Genomic DNA, 16,335 nt, shown 5'->3' on the forward strand with positions numbered 1-16,335 from the left:
CGTCAGCACTCGAAGCAGAATCGGGCTAAAACAGGCATATGGCCCGAGTCCTGGGCCGCTGCTTTCGGCTGCCCCCAGCGCCGACCGGGTGGCCGCCGCGGGCGGCGACAGCCGTGCCCAGTTCGGAGGGAGCCGTCAGTGAGGCGTCTGCGGTCGATGGCGAGCATCCGCAGCGTCGCCGGGCAGATGTTCCTGCTGCAGGTGCTGATCGTGCTGCTGCTCGTGGTGTCCGCGGTGACCACGCTGGTGCTCAAGGCACGGAGCGACAGGTTCCAGTCAGCCCGCAGCCGTTCGCTCGCCGTCGCCGCGACCTTCGCCCAGGGTCCGGCCCTGGCGGACATCCTGAGGGGCCCCGACCCCACCGCGCAGCTCCAGCCCTACGCCCAGGCCGCCCAGACGCAGAGCGGAGTCGACTTCGTCGTGGTGATGAACCGGGACGGCATCCGCTACACCGCCCCCACGCCGGAGGAGATCGGGAAGAAGTTCATCGGCACCATCGGCCCCTCACTGGCCGGCGGCATCACCGTGGAGACCGTCAGCGGCGTGAGCGGCCAGGACGTGCAGGCGGTGGTCCCGGTGACCGACGCGAGCGGCACGGTGGTGGGCCTGGTGTCGTCCGGGCTCACGGTCAGCCAGGTGAGCGGTGCGATCAACCGTCAGCTGCCGGTCATCCTGGGTGCCGGCGCGGCCGCACTGGCGCTGGCGACGGCCGGTACGGCGCTGGTGACCGGCCGGCTGCGGCGGCAGACGCACGGCCTCGGCCCGGCCGAGATGACCCGGATGTACGAACACCACGACGCGGTACTGCACTCGGTGCGCGAGGGCGTGGTCATCGTCGGCGGCGACGGCCGGGTCCTACTGGTCAACGACGAAGCGCGCCGCCTGCTCGGCCTGCCCCCGGAGGCGGAGGGCCGGCTCGTCGACGACCTCCGCCTCGACCCCCGGATGGCCGAGTTGCTGAGCTCGCGCCGGGTCGCCACCGACGAGGTGGTACCGCTCGGAGAGCGGCTGCTGGCGGTGAACAACAGGCCCATCGAACGGGCCGGCGGGCCGCCCAGCAGCGTCGCCACCCTGCGGGACTCCACCGAGCTGCGCGCCCTCGCGGGGAAGGCCGAGGTGGCCCAGAGCCGGCTGCGACTGCTGTACGACGCCAGCGTCGCCATCGGCACCACCCTCGACGTCCAGCGCACCGCCGAGGAGCTCGCCCAGGTGGCGGTCGGCCGGTTCGCCGACCATGTCACCGTCGACCTCGCCGAGTCCGTCCTGCGCGGCGAGGAGCCGTCGACGGGCGTCTACGACGAGGCGCCGGAGCTGCGGCGGGTGGCCCTCGCCGGTGTCCGGGACGACCACCCGCTGTACCGGGAGGGCGGGGTGCACCGCTACCCTCCGGCCACCCCGATGGCGGTCGGCTTCGTCACCGGGCGCCCGGTACTGGTGCCGGACCTGCGGGCGTCCCACGACACGCACACCCCGGGCGGTGACCGCACCCAGGTGATGCTGGGCTACGGCCTGCGCTCACTGATCACCGTCCCGCTGCGGGCCCGGGGGGTGCTGATGGGGATCGCCAACTTCTGGCGCGCCGAGGGGAGCGTGCCCTTCGACGAGGACGACCTGTCGCTGGCCGAGGAGTTGGCGGCCCGCGCCGCCGTTTCCATCGACAACGCCCGCCGCTTCACCCGCGAGCACAGCATGGCCGTCACCCTGCAGCACAGTCTGCTGCCGCGCGGCCTTCCCGAGCAGAACGCCCTCGAGATCGCCTACCGCTACCTGCCCGCCCAGGCCGGCGTGGGCGGCGACTGGTTCGACGTCATCCCGCTGCCCGGCACCCGGGTCGCCCTGGTGGTCGGCGACGTGGTGGGGCACGGTCTGCACGCCGCCGCGACCATGGGGCGGCTGCGCACCGCCGTGCAGAACTTCTCCACCCTCGACCTGCCGCCGGACGAACTCCTCGGCCATCTGGACGAACTCGTCACCCGGATCGACCAGGAGGCCGCCTCCGCGGAGGGGGAGACCGCGATCACCGGCGCCACCTGCGTGTACGCCATCTACGACCCCACCACCGGCCTGTGCAGTCTGGCCCGGGCGGGCCACCCACTGCCCGCCCTGGTCCACCCCGACGGCAGCACGGAGTTCCTCGAACTCCCCGCGGGACCACCGCTCGGCCTGGGCAGCCTGCCCTTCGAGGCGGTCGAGCTGGCCCTGCCCGAGGGCAGCAGCCTGGTGCTCTACACCGACGGCCTGGTCGAGGACCGCACCCGCGACATCAGCACCGGCCTCGAGATCCTCACCGACACGCTGGCCCACCCCGGCCGCAGCCCGCAGGAGACCTGCGACGCGGTCCTCGACGCGCTGCTGCCCGCCCGTCAGACCGACGACATCGCGGTGCTCGTCGCCCGCACGCGGCTGCTGGACCCCGAGCGGATCGCCGAGTGGGACGTACCCTCCGACCCGTCGGCGGTGGCCGGGGTACGGGCCGAGGTCACCCGGCAGCTGACCCGGTGGGACCTGGACGAGGCCGCGTTCGTCACCGAACTGGTGCTCAGCGAGCTGATCACCAATGCCATCCGCTACGGAACGCCACCGATCAGCGTGCGGATGCTCTACGACCGCACCCTGATCTGCGAAGTCTCCGACACCAGCAGCACCGCACCCCATCTGCGCTACGCGGCCGCCGAGGACGAAGGCGGCCGCGGGCTGTTTCTCATCGCACAGCTCGCCGAGCGCTGGGGGACCCGGTACACCCCCGACGGCAAGATCATCTGGGCCGAACAGCTCCTCCCCGGCGCCGCGGGCGCCGAGATCGTCCTACCCGGTCTCGACCTGGACAACTTGTTCTGATCACACTGGGAGTTGACGATCAAGCGGGGTCCCCAGGCCGTCCCTCACGGGTCGTGCGCGCCGCCCCGGAGGCCGCATCCGGCCCGTTCCTCAGCCACCCGCACCGACACCGGCCGACGCGCTTCGACTCCGACCACTCCGAACCGAAGGCCGATGTCGCGGCAATCCTCGACAAAACCAAATCCAGGGGGTATAAAACCAGCCACTCGCGGCCACAATCGATCAACGATTCGACCCTTGACAAATGTTTCACATGTCCTAATCTTTACATTATACCTTCGTAGACACAGGGGGGAGGAGGGGGCGCACTGGCCGCGGCCTCCACCGCCGCCTTTCGGTGCGCACGCCCAGCGTTTCTTATGAACCAATTGCAGGACGTCCTGAATTTCACCGACCGCATCGTCGACCGCATTCGATCCGACGACCGCATCCTGCCGACCGTCACCGTCTCGCGGGGGGACCACATCTACAACTGCACCGAGCGGGACCGCAGCGTTTATCTGATCAAGTCTGGGCAGGTCAAGACGGTGATGGTAACGTCCAGCGGCAAGCGATGTCTGCTCGACCTCTACATCACCGGGGATATCTTCGGCGAACTCTGCATGACGGATCCGTGTCGTGTCGAAACCGCCATAGCGATGGCCGACACCGAAATCACGAAAATCCCGCGCCGACGGCTCCTGACAATTCTCGAGGAGGAGGACCTCTTCGAGGGATTCGCCGAGCACCTCACCAGTCGACTCTCCGAACAGCAACGGATAATCGTCAATCTGGTAACGATGGAGAGCGAATTGCGGCTGGCTGCAAGATTACTCCAGCTGTCGCATCGTTTCGGCCAGATCCACCAGAGCGGGTCCACCATCGGCGCCCGGCTCACCCAGGAGGAACTCGCCGAAATGGTCGGGACGACCCGGTCCCGGGTGGGCTTCTTCCTCAAGCGGTTCCGGGAGGCCGGCCTGCTGGAGTCCAGCCGGGGCTGGATCACGATCCGCAACGAGGCGAGCCTGGCCGACTACATCGACGAGCGCATGGGACTCAGTACCGCCTTCTGACCTCCTCTCCCCGCCGTGTGGCACCCCCCGGGCCGTCCGGGCCGGTCACGCCGGCCCGGTCACCACGGTGTGCACCAGGCGGCCCTGGGCCACCTCCGCGAGTTCGCCGCCGAGTTGCTCCACCACCAGATGGTCATGGGTCACCACCACCAGCGCGACGCCGAGCTCCCGGCTGATCCGGTCGAGCACCTCCAGCACGGCCAGTGCGGTGGAGCGGTCCAGCGCGCTGGTGATCTCGTCGCAGAGCAGGACGTCCGGCCGGGCCGCCAACGCCCGTGCCAGTGCGACGCGTTGACGCTCACCTCCCGACAACGCCGCTGGCCTACAGGATAGATGACTTTCCGTCAGACCGATCCGGCGGACCAGATCCAGTGTCTCCTCGGCGACCCGGTCTGGCGGCACCAGGGCGAACTGCCGCATCGGGCGCCCCACGATCCGGGCCACGGTGTGCCGCGGGTTGAGCGAGTCGTACGGGTTCTGGGGGACCAACTGGAGCCTCCGGCGCTGGAGTGCCGTCCGCTCCCCCACGCTGGCCGCCAACACCTCGCCGGCCAGGGCGACTTGGCCCCCGGTCGGCTCCACAAGACCGGCCATCGACCGCAGCAGGGTGCTCTTGCCGCTGCCGGAGGGGCCGACGACGCAGAGTCGGCCGCCGGCCGGAACGGTCAGCTCCACCCCGGCGAGGACCTGCCCGGCCCCCGGCCGCTCCACCGTGAGCCCGGCCACCGACAGGCGGGCGGCACCGGCCGGCTCCGCCGCCAGCAGACCGGGCACCGGCTCCACTGGTCCGACCTTCTCCTCGTCCACACTGGTGGTCCCCGGCTCGGCGGGGCCCCGGCCGGTCGGCCCGGTCTCTACCAGCACCTCGGCCGCGGGACCCGTCCGCACCACCCGTCCCTCGCGCACCATCACCACCGTGTCGGCGCTGCGGGCCACCGCGGCGAGGTCGTGCGAGATCAGCAGCACCGCGGTCCCGGCCTTGCGGCAGAGTTCGACCACCTCGACCAGCAGCCGGGCGGTGTTCTCCGGATCAAGCGCGCTGGTGGGCTCGTCCAGCACCAGCAGGCGCGGGTCGCGAGCCAACGCGACCGCCACGGCGAGCCGTTGGAGCTGGCCGCCGGATAGCTGGAACGGGCGCCTGGCGAGGAAGGCCGCATCGTACGGCAGGGCAACCCGGCGCAGCGCCTCCTCGGCGCGCGGGCGCCGTTCGGGCGCGGGCACGCCGGCCGCGCGCAGCTGCTCGGTGATCTGCTCCGCCACGCGGAGGTTCATCGGCAGCGAGGTCCTGGGGTCCTGGGCGACGTACCCGACGGTCCGCGCGCGGTGGCGGGCCAGTTCGCGGCGCGACAGCCCGTCCAGGGCGATCCCGAAGAGGTGTGCCGTACCGGCGACGCGCTCCAGGCCGGGGGCGGTGTGGCCGAGCAGGGCCAGGGCGGTGCTGGTCTTGCCGCTTCCGGAGTCGCCGATCAGGGCCACCACCGTCCCCTGACTGACCGTCAGATCGATGCCCCGGACGGTCTCCCGGCCGGACTCGGCGACCCGCAGGCGCAGCCCGCGGACGGCCGCCACGGTGTCCGGGGCCGCGCCGGGCCCGGTGGGCGCGGCCCGCCCGGGTGCCGGCTTCCGCACCGCGGTGCGGAAGCCGCGCCGGCGCGCGCGCTCCGCGAAGCCGAGGCTGTCGGCCAGCCGCCCGGCGGCCAGCAGCAGAACCAGCAGCATCGCCGCGGGTGCCAGCACGGCGAGGGGCTGGAGACTCAGACCACCCTGGTTCTCCATGATCATCAGACCCCAGTCGGGCGTGGGTGGCTGCGCCCCGAGTCCCAGGAAGCCTGCGGTGGCGACCGCGTAGGCGGCGCCGGCGAAGCGCACCGACGCGTCGGCGGCCAGCGTCAGTACCAGGTTCGGCAGCACCTCGCGGAAGAGCACGGCGGCGGTGGACTCGCCGCGGGCCACCGCGACCTCGACGTAGTCGTGGGCCAGGATCTGGACGGTGGCGGCCCGGACGACCCGGGTGATGTCCGGCAGCATCACCGCGACCACCGAGATCGCCACCCCGGTCACGCCGGGTCCGGTACCGGTCGCGATCACCGCGATCAGCACCAGCGGCGGCAGGCCCATCAGCACGTCCGCCAACCGCATCGTCAGGGTGGCCGCCCAGCCGCCGCGGAAGGCGGCGAGCATCCCGGCCGCGGTGCCCAGCAGGTAGGCGGCCAGCAGGATCACCACGGAGAGCAGGACCAGCGTCCGGCCGCCGGCCAGCACCCGGCTGAGCACATCGGCCCCGAGGTGGTCGGTGCCCAGCAGATGGGCGCCGTCGGCCGGAGCGAACGGCACTCCGACGCCCACCAGCGGGTTCTCGGGAGCCAGCCACGGCCCGCACAGCGTCAGCAGCACCAGCAGGACTAGGACCACCGCGGCCACCGGCCTGCGGCGGCCGGACCGGGTCGGGGGCTGCACGGCGTCGGTGGCCTTCACTGCGGCATTCTCCTCAGGGGGTCGACCAGTACACCCAGCAGATCGCCGAGCAGGTTCACCAGGACGGTCACCGCGGCGACGGTCAGCGCGGCCGCCTGTACGGTGGGCACGTCCCGCCCGGCGGACGCCTGCACCAGCATCGAGGCCAGCCCGGGGTAGCCGAACAGCGTCTCGGCCACCAGGGCACCGCCGACGAGCAGCGACAGGTACCGCGCCAGCAGCGGGATCACCGGCGGGATCGCGGCCGGCAGCACGTACCGCAGCACCACCCGGTGCTCGGGTACACCGTTGAGCCGCGCCGTGGCCACCGCGTCGCCCGCGCTCACCGCCACCACGCCCGCGCGCACCAGCCTGGCGTTGTGGGCGACGCAGGCCACCAGCAGGGTCACCACCGGCAGCACCAGGATCTGCGGCCGGTCGGCCAGTTGCTGGCCCGGGCCGAGCACCGAGACGGCCGGCAGCCAGTCCAGCTCGACCGCGAGCAGCAGCACCAGGACCGTCCCGGTGACGAACTCCGGCAGCGACACCAGGCTCAGGGTGACCAGTGCGACGACCCGGTCGGCGAGGCCGCCGGCCCGCAGGCCCGCCCAGACCCCGAGGCCGAGCGAGACGGGTACCAGCAGGGCGACCGTGACCCCGGCGAGCACCAGCGAGTTCCCGGCCCGTGCGCAGAGCAGGTCGGCGACCGGTGTGCCGGAGACGTAGGAGCGCCCGAGGTCGCCGTGCAGCACGCCGAGCAGCCACCCGCCGTAGCGGACCAGCGCGGGCCGGTCCAGGCCAAGTTCGGCCCGGCGGGCGGCGATGGCGGCCGGGTCGGCCTCCCCGCCGAGGGAGACCGACGCGGCGTCGCCGGCGGCGGCCCCGGTGGCCGCGAAGACGATCGCCGAGACCGCCAGCAGCACCAGCGCGCCGGACAGCAGCCGGCGCAGCACGAATCGCCACAGCGTCCACCGGCCGGCACCCGCGGTCGCGGTGGCGGTGGCCGTCGGATGGGTGGCCGTCATGCGAGGTAGGCGTCCTTGAAGCTGGGGAAGGTCGGGTAGCCGAGCGACTTGACGCCCTGTACCCGCGGCGAGGCCGCGGCGAGCACCGGCGCCTTCGCCCACACCAGGTCCCCGCCCTCCTCGTGGAGCAGCTGCTGGATGTCGGCGAGCGAGCTGCGCCGCTGCTCGTCGGTGACTGCGGAGCGGACCTTGGTCACCAGGTCGTCCACCTTCGGGCCGGCCAGCCCGGTGAACGGCAGCAGCGCGTCGCTGCCGTAGAAGAACAACACGTCCAGCGGCAGCGGCCGCGGTTTGCGGTTCGCGGACTGGAACTTGGCGCCGATGAAGACCTTGGGGTCGGCGAAGAAGTCGCCGGCCGGCACCTTGTCCAGGTTGATGGTGATGCCGGCCTTCTTCGCCTGCTCGGCGAGGACGACCGCGCCCTCGGTCAGACCGTACTCGTAGTCGCTGGTGCGGATGGTCAGCGAGAGGTTGCCGGCGCCCGCCTGGGCCAGCAGCTGCTTCGCCCGGTCCGGGTCGTACCGGGTCTGCGGCAGGTCGTCGGCGTAGAACGGGAGGTGCTTGCCGAACAGGTCGTTGGCCACCTCGCCGAAACCGAGGGTGACCCGGTCGACCATCTGCTGCCGGTCGACCGCGTACTTGAGCGCCTGGGCCACCCGCGGGTCGGTGAACGGTGCCTGGCTGCGCTTGAGCATCGCGCCGAAGTTGGGCCACTCCCACTTCGGCGGGGTGATCAACTGAATTTTGCCGTTGGCCCGTTCGGCCTTGCCGGCCACCAGCGAGATGCTCGCGGCGTAGTCGACCTGGCCTGCCTTGAGCGCGTTCAGCCGGGCGGTGCCGTCGGCGATGGAGACCAGCTCCAGCTCGTCCAGGTAGGGGCCCTCCGGCCCCCAGTAGTCGGGGTTGCGCTTGAGCAGCGCGCCCTGGCCGACCTTGTGCTGGGTCAGGATGTACGGGCCGCTGCCGGGCACGGCGGTGAAGTCCTTGGTGCCGTCCGGGATGACGAAGATGCCCTGGGTGAGGATCAGGTCCAGGCAGCCGTTCGGACGCTTCATCGGCAGCAGGAGGGTGCGGTCGTCCTTGCGCTGGGCTCCTGCGAGGTCGATGTCGGCGAGCAGCGGGGACTGGTTGGCCTTGGCGTCCATGTAGGTGCGCAGGGTGAACAGCACGTCGGCGGCGGTGAGTCTGCGGCCGTCGGTGAAGTGGACTCCGTCGCGTACCCGGAGGGTCCAGGCGGTGCCGTCGGCGTTGGGCTCGACACTCTCGGCGAGCTGCATCTGGGTGCGGCCGTCGGGGCCGACGACGCACAGCTCGTCGTAGACGACCCGGGCACGGACGTAGTCGATCGGCGTGTTGGCGGCCTTCGTCACGTCGCCGGTCTCGTTGCTGCCGCCGATGAACGCGGCCCGCATCCGACCGCCCTTCCTCGGGGTGCCACTCGCACTGCTCGCCGTGACGGGCTTCGCGTCCGATCCGCAGGCGGTGAGCAGCGCGGCTCCCGCGGCACCCGCCGAGATGCCCGCCGCGGCTCGCAGCAGTGTCCTTCTCGACACCGAGCGCCCTGACTCAGTCATGGATCCTCCTCTGTTCCCCGGCCGCGACTCATGGACCGTGACGGCGCGAGGAACGTATCCACCTGAAGCTGGTGGGATCTGCGCAGCTTTGAGCATCCCGGGCACCGTTGGCGCTCAGCAGTGAGCATACGGTCCGGACCGCAGCTGCCAGCCTGAGCGCATGGACAATCAACTGACAGAGCTGCCAAGCGACTTCGAGCGGGTGCTGTGCGTGGTCGCGCACCCGGACGACATGGAGTTCGGCTCGGCCGGCGCGGTCGCCGCCTGGACGGCGGCCGGCAAGCAGGTGGCCTACCTGCTGCTGACCCGGGGCGAGGCCGGCATCGACTCGATGGCCCCGGCCGAGGCGGCCCGGGTACGGGAGGAGGAGCAGCGCCGCAGCGCCGAGGTGGTCGGGGTGGACAGCGTGGAGTTCCTCGACCACCGGGACGGCACGGTGGAGTACGGCCCGGCGCTGCGCCGGGACATCGCGGCGGCGATCCGCCGGCACCGGCCGGAGCTGGTGGTGGGCTACAACCACCGGGAGAACACGTACACGGGCAAGTGGAACACCCCGGACCACCGCAACTGCGGGCTGGCGCTGCTGGACGCGGTCGGCGACGCGGGCAACCGCTGGATCTTCCCGGAGGCCGGCGAGCCCTGGGCCGGGGTGCGGTACGCGGCGATGGCGAGCTCTCCGGCGCCGACGCACGCCGTCGACGTCACGGACTCGGTGGACAAGGCGGTGGCCTCGCTGGAGGCCCACGGCAGCTATCTGGCCGCGCTGGGCGGCGGACGGCCGGTGGACGTGCGCACCCCGCTGACCGGCCTGTTCCGGGCCACCGGCGAACGGTTCGGCGGCCGGCTGTCGGTCGGCTTCGAGCTGGTGGTCGGCTGAGAGACGGCCTCGGGATCGCGGGCCGGATGCGCATGGCGGCGGCGTACGGCTTTGCAACGGCGGGCCGGATGCGCATGGCGGCGGCGTACGGCTTTGCAACGGCGGGCCGGATGCGCAATCTTGGCCAGGCACGGCGGCCCGCGGTCCCTAGGGTCGTCCCATGGCTGCTATCCCATACACGAAGTACGAGGACGTGGCACGGGCCCTGGAGTGGCTGACCGAGGCGTTCGGGTTCACCGAGCGGGAGCGCTTCGCCAACCCCGACGGGTCCGTGTTCCACGCGGAGATGCTGACCCCGGCCGGCGACCCGGTGTTCCTGGCCGGACCGGGCGGTGACTACCGTGCGCCGGCGAGCACCGGGTACCGCAGCGCGATGGTGTCGGTGGAAGTGCCGGACGTCGACGCGCAGTTCGCGCGGGCCGAGGCGGCGGGCGCCAAGCCGGTGTTCCCGCCGACCGACACCCCGCAGGGCATGCGGGTCTGCAAGGTGGAGGACCTCGAGGGCCACGAGTGGTTCTTCACCCGGCACTCGGCCGGCTGAGACCGCGCCGGGTCCGGTACGACCGAGCGGGCCGGGGGGACTCCCCGGCCCGCTTCATCGTCGTGCGGTGCCTCACCAGGCGACCGGGAGGGCCTCCAGGCTGTGGATGACCACGTTCTTCTTCCACACCAGCTCGGCCTCGGGCACCGCCAGCCGCAGCCCGGGGAACCGGCGGATCAGCGAGGCGAGGCCGATCTGCAGCTCCAGCCTGGCGAGTTGGGCGCCCACGCAGTGGTGGATGCCGTGTCCGAAGCTGGTGTGGGCGCCCGGCCTGCGGGTGATGTCGAAGGTGTCCGGGGCGTCCCAGACCTCGGCGTCGCGGTTGGCCGAGTTGGTGACTGCGATGACGCCCTCGCCGGTCCGGATCACCTCCCCACCGATCTTGACGTCCTCGGTGGCGACCCGGATCAGCCCGCCGGCCGCGCCGCCGGGGATGTAGCGCAGCAGTTCCTCGACGGCGTCGCCGATCCGTTCCGGCTCGGCCCGCAGCAGTGCCAGCTGCGCCGGGTTGCGCAGCAGCACCAGGACGGCGTTGGCCAGGCGGTTGGCGGTGGTCTCGTAGCCGGCCACGATCAGCCCGCCGGCGAAGGAGACCAACTCGCGCTCGGTGAGCCGGTCCTCGTTGTCGCGGGCCGCGATCAGCACGCCGAGCAGGTCGTCGGTGGGGTCGGCCCGGCGCTGCTCGACCATGCCGGCCAGGTAGCCGATCAACGCGTTGCGGGCGGCGACCGCGGCCTCCAGGGCGTCCGGGGAGGTCCGGAACATCAGGTCGGACCACTCCCGGAAGCGCGCCTGGTCGCGCTGCGGCACGCCGAGCAGGTCGCAGATGGTGGTGATGGGCAGCGGCCCGGCCAGGCCCGGTACCACGTCCGCCTCGGCGCCACCCTCCGCCATGGCGTCCAGCAGCCGGTCGACGGTGCGCTGGACACCCGGGCGCATCCCCGCGATACGGCGGGCGGTGAAGGCCGGGGCGACCAGTTTGCGCAGCCGGGTGTGGTCGGGCGCGTCCTTGCTGACGATCGACTCCGGATCGCCCTCGACGCCGGGCATGAACCGCGGCGCCCCGGGCCGGGTGGCGGCCTGCCGGCTGAACCGCGGGTCGCTGAAGACCGTCCGGACGTCCTCGTAGCGGGTCACGATCCAGGCCTGGTCGCCACTGGGCAGGGTCACCCGCACGGCAGGCTGCTCGGCCCGCAGGCGGGCGTACTCCGGCGACGGGTCGAGGGCCGACAGGATGGGGAACGGGAACTGCTGCGGGGTCTCCTGGCACGGGTCGGCAGGGCCCAGGTCCGAGTCAGGCCGGGTCACTCCGGCTCCCTTCTTCGGTCGGTGAGTGCGGGTAGTGGTCGTGGCGGCCGGGTGCGGTCACCAGGTGGCCGGCAGCGCGTGCACGCCGTGGACGAACATGTCGGTGCGGAACGGCACTTCGGTCAGCGGGACGGCCAACCGCAGCGTGGGCACCCTGGTGAACAGGGTGGACCAGAGCACCTGGAGCTGCAGCCGGGCCAGCAGCTGGCCCAGGCACTGGTGGAGTCCGAAGCCGAAGGCCAGGTGCTCGTTGCCCGCCCGGGTGAGGTCCAGCCGGTCGGGGTCGGAGAAGACGCTCTCGTCCCGGTTCGCCGAGGAGAGCACCACGACCACGCCCTCACCGGCCTTGATGGTCCGTCCGCCGACCTCGACGTCCTCCAGCGCCGCGCGGCGCAGGCCGTAGTCGATGACCGTCTGGTGGCGCAGCAGCTCCTCCACCGCGGCCGGCACCAGGTCCGGGTCGGCCCGCAGCGCGGCGAGCTGCTCGGGGTGCTGGAGCAGGGTGAGCGTGCCGATGCCGATCTGGTTGGCGATGGTCTCGAAGCCGGCGATCATCAACAGGGTGGCGATGCCGACCAGTTCGTCGTGGTCGATGCCGTCCTCGGCCATCCGGGCCGCGGCCCGGCTGAGCAGGTCGTCGGCGGGCTCCTGCCGCTTGCTGGTCACCAGGCGGTCCAGATAGCCGCGCAGTTCGTTGCGGACCACCTCGCGGCGGGCCGGCGGCGCCTGCTGGTCGCCGATCACCTGGGTGCAGCGCTGGAAGAACTCCCGGTCCTGGTAGGGGACTCCGAGGAGTTCGCAGATCACCAGGGTGGGCAGCGGCAGGGCGAGGACCCGGACCAGGTCGGCCGAGGTCCCCGCGGCGAGCATCTCGTCGATCAGCCCGTCCACGATCCCCTGGATCGCGGGCCTCAGGCGCTCCAACCGCTTGAGCCGGAACTCGCCCACTATGGTGCGCCGGAGCCGCCCGTGGTCCGGCGGGTCCATCCGGATGAAGGTTCCCGGGCCGGGCGGCCGTACGGTCATCCGGGCCGGGAACCCCTCACGGGAGAAGTCCGAGCTGAACCTCGGGTCCGCCAGTACCGCGCAGGCGTCGGCGTGCCGGGTGACCAGCCACACCTCGTTGCCGTCGAAGTCCAGGGTGGCCTTGGTGATCGGCTGCTCGCGCAGCCGGTGGTAGTCGGGCGCCGGATCCATCGGGCAGGTTCGCGGGATGGGGTACGACGACGGGCTCGTGGTGTCCAAGGGTCGCGTCCTGTTCGTCCGACGGGCGGCTGCCGGGCGGGTTGCCCGGCAGCCATCCTCACCGCCGTACGGTGACGCGTCTGCTCAACTTTGTGCTGGTGGAAGGCACGCTCTACCGGAAGTCGTAGTCGAGCCGGTAGGTCGCGTTGCCGGCCTCCTCGTGCGTGGCGGTGAAGCCGCCGCTGCCGGTGAGGCCGGCCAGCTCACCGGTGCCGGAACCGGGAACCACCGTCCAGCTGACCTCGGCGGTCGTGCCGGTCAGCTCTCCGGTGTGCTGGAGCACGAAGCTCCCGGAGCGGCCGCCGAGCCGACCCGTGATCTGCTCCAGGCCGACGAAGCTCGTCGACGTCTCGGACCGGTAGAACATCACGTACTCCTGCACCCCCTGGCCCTCGATGTCGCCGCTGTAGGAGTACTCGACGGCCGACCTGGTCAGCTTGCGGCCGTCGGCCTCGGTGAAGTCCTGCTCCTCCCAACTCTTGAGCGTGCGCGTACCGGTGGCGTTCGTGCTCATGAGTAGTCCTCTCCTTGACCGGATGTCGCGGGCGCACCCGTGCCGGGTGCCGGCTCGGCTCGCCCCCGGGCGCTCGTACCCGGCGTCGGCGCTCTCCCCCAGCCTAGGCGGCTGGGAGATGTCCTCCGCTCCGGCGCGCCGCCTAACCAGCATGCCCCGCAGAGCCGTTGTCCGCGAACCAGTCGCGCATTCCGCCCTCGATTCCCGCGACGTGACGCCACACCAGGCCGTCCTTGAGGACGTATGCGCCGAAGCCGAGCTCGCGTTCGCCGCGCACGCTCATCACGGCACGCACGAAGATGGTGTCCTCGCTGTGGGTGTACTCCAGCAGCCGCTCGTAGCGGGCGTCGATGTCCATGTACCGGCCGAAGGTCTCGCCGATCTCCTTGATGCCGTTCAGGATGCCCTGGAACCGGACCACCACCGCGTCCGGGTGGTAGGTCTCGATCAGCGCGGCGATGTCCTTCGTCTCCAGGCACTCGATCTGGCGGACGAAGATCGGGTGACAGGCCGACAGGTCCAGCTCCGACATGGTGACTCCTTCGTGGGTCGGTGGTGCTGACAGGGATGTGCGGTTGACCGGGTGGTGCTACGCCCTGCCCGGCGTGGTCGGCCGGCCGGGCCTAGGAGCGCGCGGGCACGCCCAACCGGTCGCGGACCAGCGCGAGCAGCTCACGCGGGTCCTGTCTCAGGTAGAAGTGGTCGCCGTCCAGCACCCGCAGCTCGAACGGTCCTCTGGTGGTGTCCCGCCAGCCGGCCATCTCGTCCGCGCCCACCTGCGGGTCGGCGCGGCCCACCACGGCGGACACCGGACAGCCCAACAGGCCCCCGGACAGCGGGACGTACGTCTCGTTCAGCTCGAAGTCGGCCCGCAGGACCGGGGCGAAGGCCCGTAGCAGCCCGGGGTGGGACAGCACCTCGGGCGGGGTGCCGCCCATCCGCCCGACGGCGGTGAGGAACTGCTCCTCCGGCAGCCGGTGCAGCGGATCCAGTCGGGCTGGCAGATGCGGGGCGCGACGGGCCGAGACGAACAGCTGCCGCGGCTCCCCCCAGCCCCGGGCGCCGAGTTCCCGGGCCGTCTCGTACGCGAGCACGGCGCCCAGGCTGTGCCCGAACAGCGCGAAGGGCCGGTCCAACATCGGGAGCAGCCCGTCACAGAGCCGGCCGACCACGTCGGCCACCCGGCGCAGCGGCCGTTCACGGGAGCGGCTCTCCCGGCCGGGCAGCAGGATCGGCGCGACGTCCAGGTCAGGTCCCAGCTTCCGCTGCCAGGAGCGGAATCCGGCGGGTCCGCCGCCGGCGTGCGCGAAGCAGAACAGTCGGGTGCCGGCATCGGGGGCCGCTGGCCCGCCCGCCGTCCACGGTCCGGTCACGGTGCTCCTCACTCCTCTCCTCCGCCGCTAGCAGCCGGCCAACAGGATGCTGGTCTCGATGCCCCCGAAGCCGAAGCCGTTGGAGAGCGCGTACCGGATGGCGGCGTGCTGCGCCGAGCGCCCGGCGAACCGCAGTCCGGCGTCGACGGGTCGGTACAGGTTGACGTTCGGGTGGACGAAGCCCGCCCGCATCTGGAGCACGGTGGCCACCGCCTCGATCACTCCGGCGGCGTGCAGGGTGTGGCCGGTCAGCGCCTTGGTGGCGTTGATCCACGGCCCGTCGGGCCGCTCTCCGAACACCGCGCGCAGCGCCTCGGCCTCGGTGCGGTCGCCCAGCTCGGAGGCGGTGCCGTGCGCGTTGACGTAACCGACCTGCTCGGGTTCGAGACCGGCCGTCCGCAGGGCGGCGGTCATCACCGCGCTCTCACCGTGCCGGTCGGGGTCGGCCTGGCTGTTGCCGTCCAGCCCGATCCCGTACCCGGCCAGCCGGGCGAGCGGCCGGGCACCGCGCCGCCGGACCGACTCCGTGCTCTCCAGCACCAGTGCGCCGCAGCCCTGTCCGAGCACGAAGCCGGTGCGCTCCGCGTCGAAGGGCCGGCAGACCTCGGCCGGATCCTCGCGGGCCCTGCCGTCGGCCATCGCACCCAGGTTGAACAGCGCCTGCCGTTCCAGCTCGGAGAGTTCGGCGCAGGCGCCGACCACCAGGCAGGCGTCGACCGCGTCCAGCGCGAGCAGCCGTGCCGCGGTGATGATGCCGACGTTGCCGCTGGCCGAGGCGCCGCCGACGGTGCAGCCCTCACCGGTGATGCCCAGCACCTCGCTCAGCACGCCCAGGTGGTCGCTGTCCAGCAGGTGCAGCGCCGCCCGGGCCGGGACGTGGGAGCGGCCGCGCCGCAGTCTCGGGTACAGGCTCTCGGCGTAGCCGGCGGTGAGGTTGTGGCCGGCCACCACCAGGCCGATCCGCTCCGGTGGCGGGCCGTCGGTCTCCAGGCCGGCCTGCTGCCAGGCGGCGAGTGCGGTGAGCAGCGCCGTCCGCACCCCCATCGGTGCCCGGGCCGCCGTCCGCACCGCCCTGGCGTGCCGCCCCGGCACGAGGCCGGGCAGCGCGTCGAGTTCCGCCGGCAGGTCCGGGATCGTCAGCCGGGCGGCGACGGCGCTCTGACCGGCCTGGGCGGACGGCAGCCGGGTGATGCCGCTGCGCCCGGCCCGCAGCGCCTCGGTGAATCCGGCCAGGTCAGTGGCGAGGGCGGTGCGCACCGCCATGCCGGTGATGACGGCGGGCTTCACGGGCGGTGCGCCCGGAGCAACTCGACCAGGGCGCCGATGTGCGGGAGTCCGTGGAACTCGGGCACCGGGACGTCGATGCCCAGGTCCTCCAGGACCAGGGTGACCACCTCGGCCCGGTCGATGCTGTTGCAGCCGAGATCGGCCATCGACACCTCGGGGGTGACCTCGGCCGGGTCGATCTCGGGCACCACGGCGACGATGTGCCGCCGTACCGTCTCGAAGAGCAGCTGTTCGTCCATCGCTCGTC

Annotated in this window: 14 protein-coding genes; 4 read left to right on the forward strand and 10 right to left on the reverse strand. The window is 72.2% G+C overall.

Annotation, left to right across the window (positions count from 1 at the left end; genetic code table 11):
- The first annotated feature begins 156 nt into the window (after positions 1-156).
- Together ACWDAK_RS21525 and ACWDAK_RS21530 are read left to right on the forward strand one after the other, a co-directional pair.
- Entirely contained in the window at positions 157-2,838 is a 2,682-nt protein-coding gene (locus ACWDAK_RS21525; protein WP_427395794.1) for a SpoIIE family protein phosphatase, read from the forward strand.
- Between the two features lie 368 nt (positions 2,839-3,206).
- The gene (locus tag ACWDAK_RS21530) at positions 3,207-3,890 is read left to right on the forward strand and encodes a Crp/Fnr family transcriptional regulator (protein ID WP_449806488.1); all 684 of its coding nucleotides are present in this window, start codon (positions 3,207-3,209) and stop codon (positions 3,888-3,890) included.
- A gap of 45 nt (positions 3,891-3,935) precedes the next feature.
- Here the strand turns inward: ACWDAK_RS21530 and ACWDAK_RS21535 are convergent, their stop codons facing one another.
- The 3 genes from ACWDAK_RS21535 to ACWDAK_RS21545 are packed head-to-tail and all read right to left on the reverse strand — an operon-like array spanning position 3,936 to position 8,943.
- Entirely contained in the window at positions 3,936-6,365 is a 2,430-nt protein-coding gene (locus ACWDAK_RS21535; protein ID WP_449806489.1) for an ABC transporter ATP-binding protein/permease, read from the reverse strand.
- A complete protein-coding gene (locus ACWDAK_RS21540) occupies positions 6,362-7,369 on the reverse strand; it encodes an ABC transporter permease (RefSeq protein ID WP_344639751.1) in 1,008 nt (335 codons plus the stop codon). The genes ACWDAK_RS21535 and ACWDAK_RS21540 overlap by 4 nt, the downstream gene beginning before the upstream one ends.
- Entirely contained in the window at positions 7,366-8,943 is a 1,578-nt protein-coding gene (locus ACWDAK_RS21545; protein WP_427394810.1) for an ABC transporter substrate-binding protein, read from the reverse strand. The genes ACWDAK_RS21540 and ACWDAK_RS21545 overlap by 4 nt, the downstream gene beginning before the upstream one ends.
- 160 nt (positions 8,944-9,103) lie before the next feature.
- Here ACWDAK_RS21545 and ACWDAK_RS21550 point away from each other — a divergent pair, with 160 nt between their 5' ends.
- Together ACWDAK_RS21550 and ACWDAK_RS21555 are read left to right on the forward strand one after the other, a co-directional pair.
- Positions 9,104-9,820, forward strand: coding sequence for a PIG-L deacetylase family protein (locus ACWDAK_RS21550; protein WP_344639753.1), 717 nt, complete (start codon positions 9,104-9,106; stop codon positions 9,818-9,820).
- Positions 9,821-9,980: 160 nt separating this feature from the next.
- Positions 9,981-10,361 carry a VOC family protein gene (locus ACWDAK_RS21555; protein WP_344639754.1) on the forward strand — a complete coding sequence of 127 codons (381 nt, stop codon included), beginning with the start codon at positions 9,981-9,983 and terminating at the stop codon, positions 10,359-10,361.
- A gap of 72 nt (positions 10,362-10,433) precedes the next feature.
- On the opposite strand, the gene ACWDAK_RS21560 is transcribed toward ACWDAK_RS21555, so the two are convergent.
- The 7 genes from ACWDAK_RS21560 to ACWDAK_RS21590 all read right to left on the reverse strand — a co-directional run bounded on the left by ACWDAK_RS21560 (position 10,434) and on the right by ACWDAK_RS21590 (position 16,327).
- Positions 10,434-11,669: a cytochrome P450 gene (locus ACWDAK_RS21560; RefSeq protein WP_344639755.1), complete on the reverse strand. Its 1,236-nt coding sequence runs from the start codon at positions 11,667-11,669 to the stop codon at positions 10,434-10,436.
- 57 nt (positions 11,670-11,726) lie between these two features.
- Positions 11,727-12,914, reverse strand: coding sequence for a cytochrome P450 (locus tag ACWDAK_RS21565; protein ID WP_344639756.1), 1,188 nt, complete (start codon positions 12,912-12,914; stop codon positions 11,727-11,729).
- Positions 12,915-13,026: 112 nt separating this feature from the next.
- Complete coding sequence (locus ACWDAK_RS21570; RefSeq protein WP_344639757.1) at positions 13,027-13,428, reverse strand: DUF3224 domain-containing protein; 402 nt, start codon at positions 13,426-13,428, stop codon at positions 13,027-13,029.
- Between the two features lie 142 nt (positions 13,429-13,570).
- On the reverse strand, positions 13,571-13,960 hold the full coding sequence (locus ACWDAK_RS21575; protein WP_344639758.1) for a nuclear transport factor 2 family protein: 390 nt from the start codon (positions 13,958-13,960) through the stop codon (positions 13,571-13,573).
- A 91-nt stretch (positions 13,961-14,051) separates the two neighbouring features.
- Positions 14,052-14,813: a thioesterase II family protein gene (locus ACWDAK_RS21580; RefSeq protein WP_344639759.1), complete on the reverse strand. Its 762-nt coding sequence runs from the start codon at positions 14,811-14,813 to the stop codon at positions 14,052-14,054.
- A 15-nt stretch (positions 14,814-14,828) separates the two neighbouring features.
- Entirely contained in the window at positions 14,829-16,088 is a 1,260-nt protein-coding gene (locus ACWDAK_RS21585; protein WP_427394809.1) for a beta-ketoacyl synthase N-terminal-like domain-containing protein, read from the reverse strand.
- Positions 16,085-16,327 carry a phosphopantetheine-binding protein gene (locus tag ACWDAK_RS21590; RefSeq protein ID WP_344639761.1) on the reverse strand — a complete coding sequence of 81 codons (243 nt, stop codon included), beginning with the start codon at positions 16,325-16,327 and terminating at the stop codon, positions 16,085-16,087. Before ACWDAK_RS21590 ends, ACWDAK_RS21585 begins: the two co-directional genes overlap by 4 nt.
- Positions 16,328-16,335: the final 8 nt, after the last annotated feature.

Source organism: Kitasatospora sp. NPDC001175 (genome assembly GCF_053598215.1).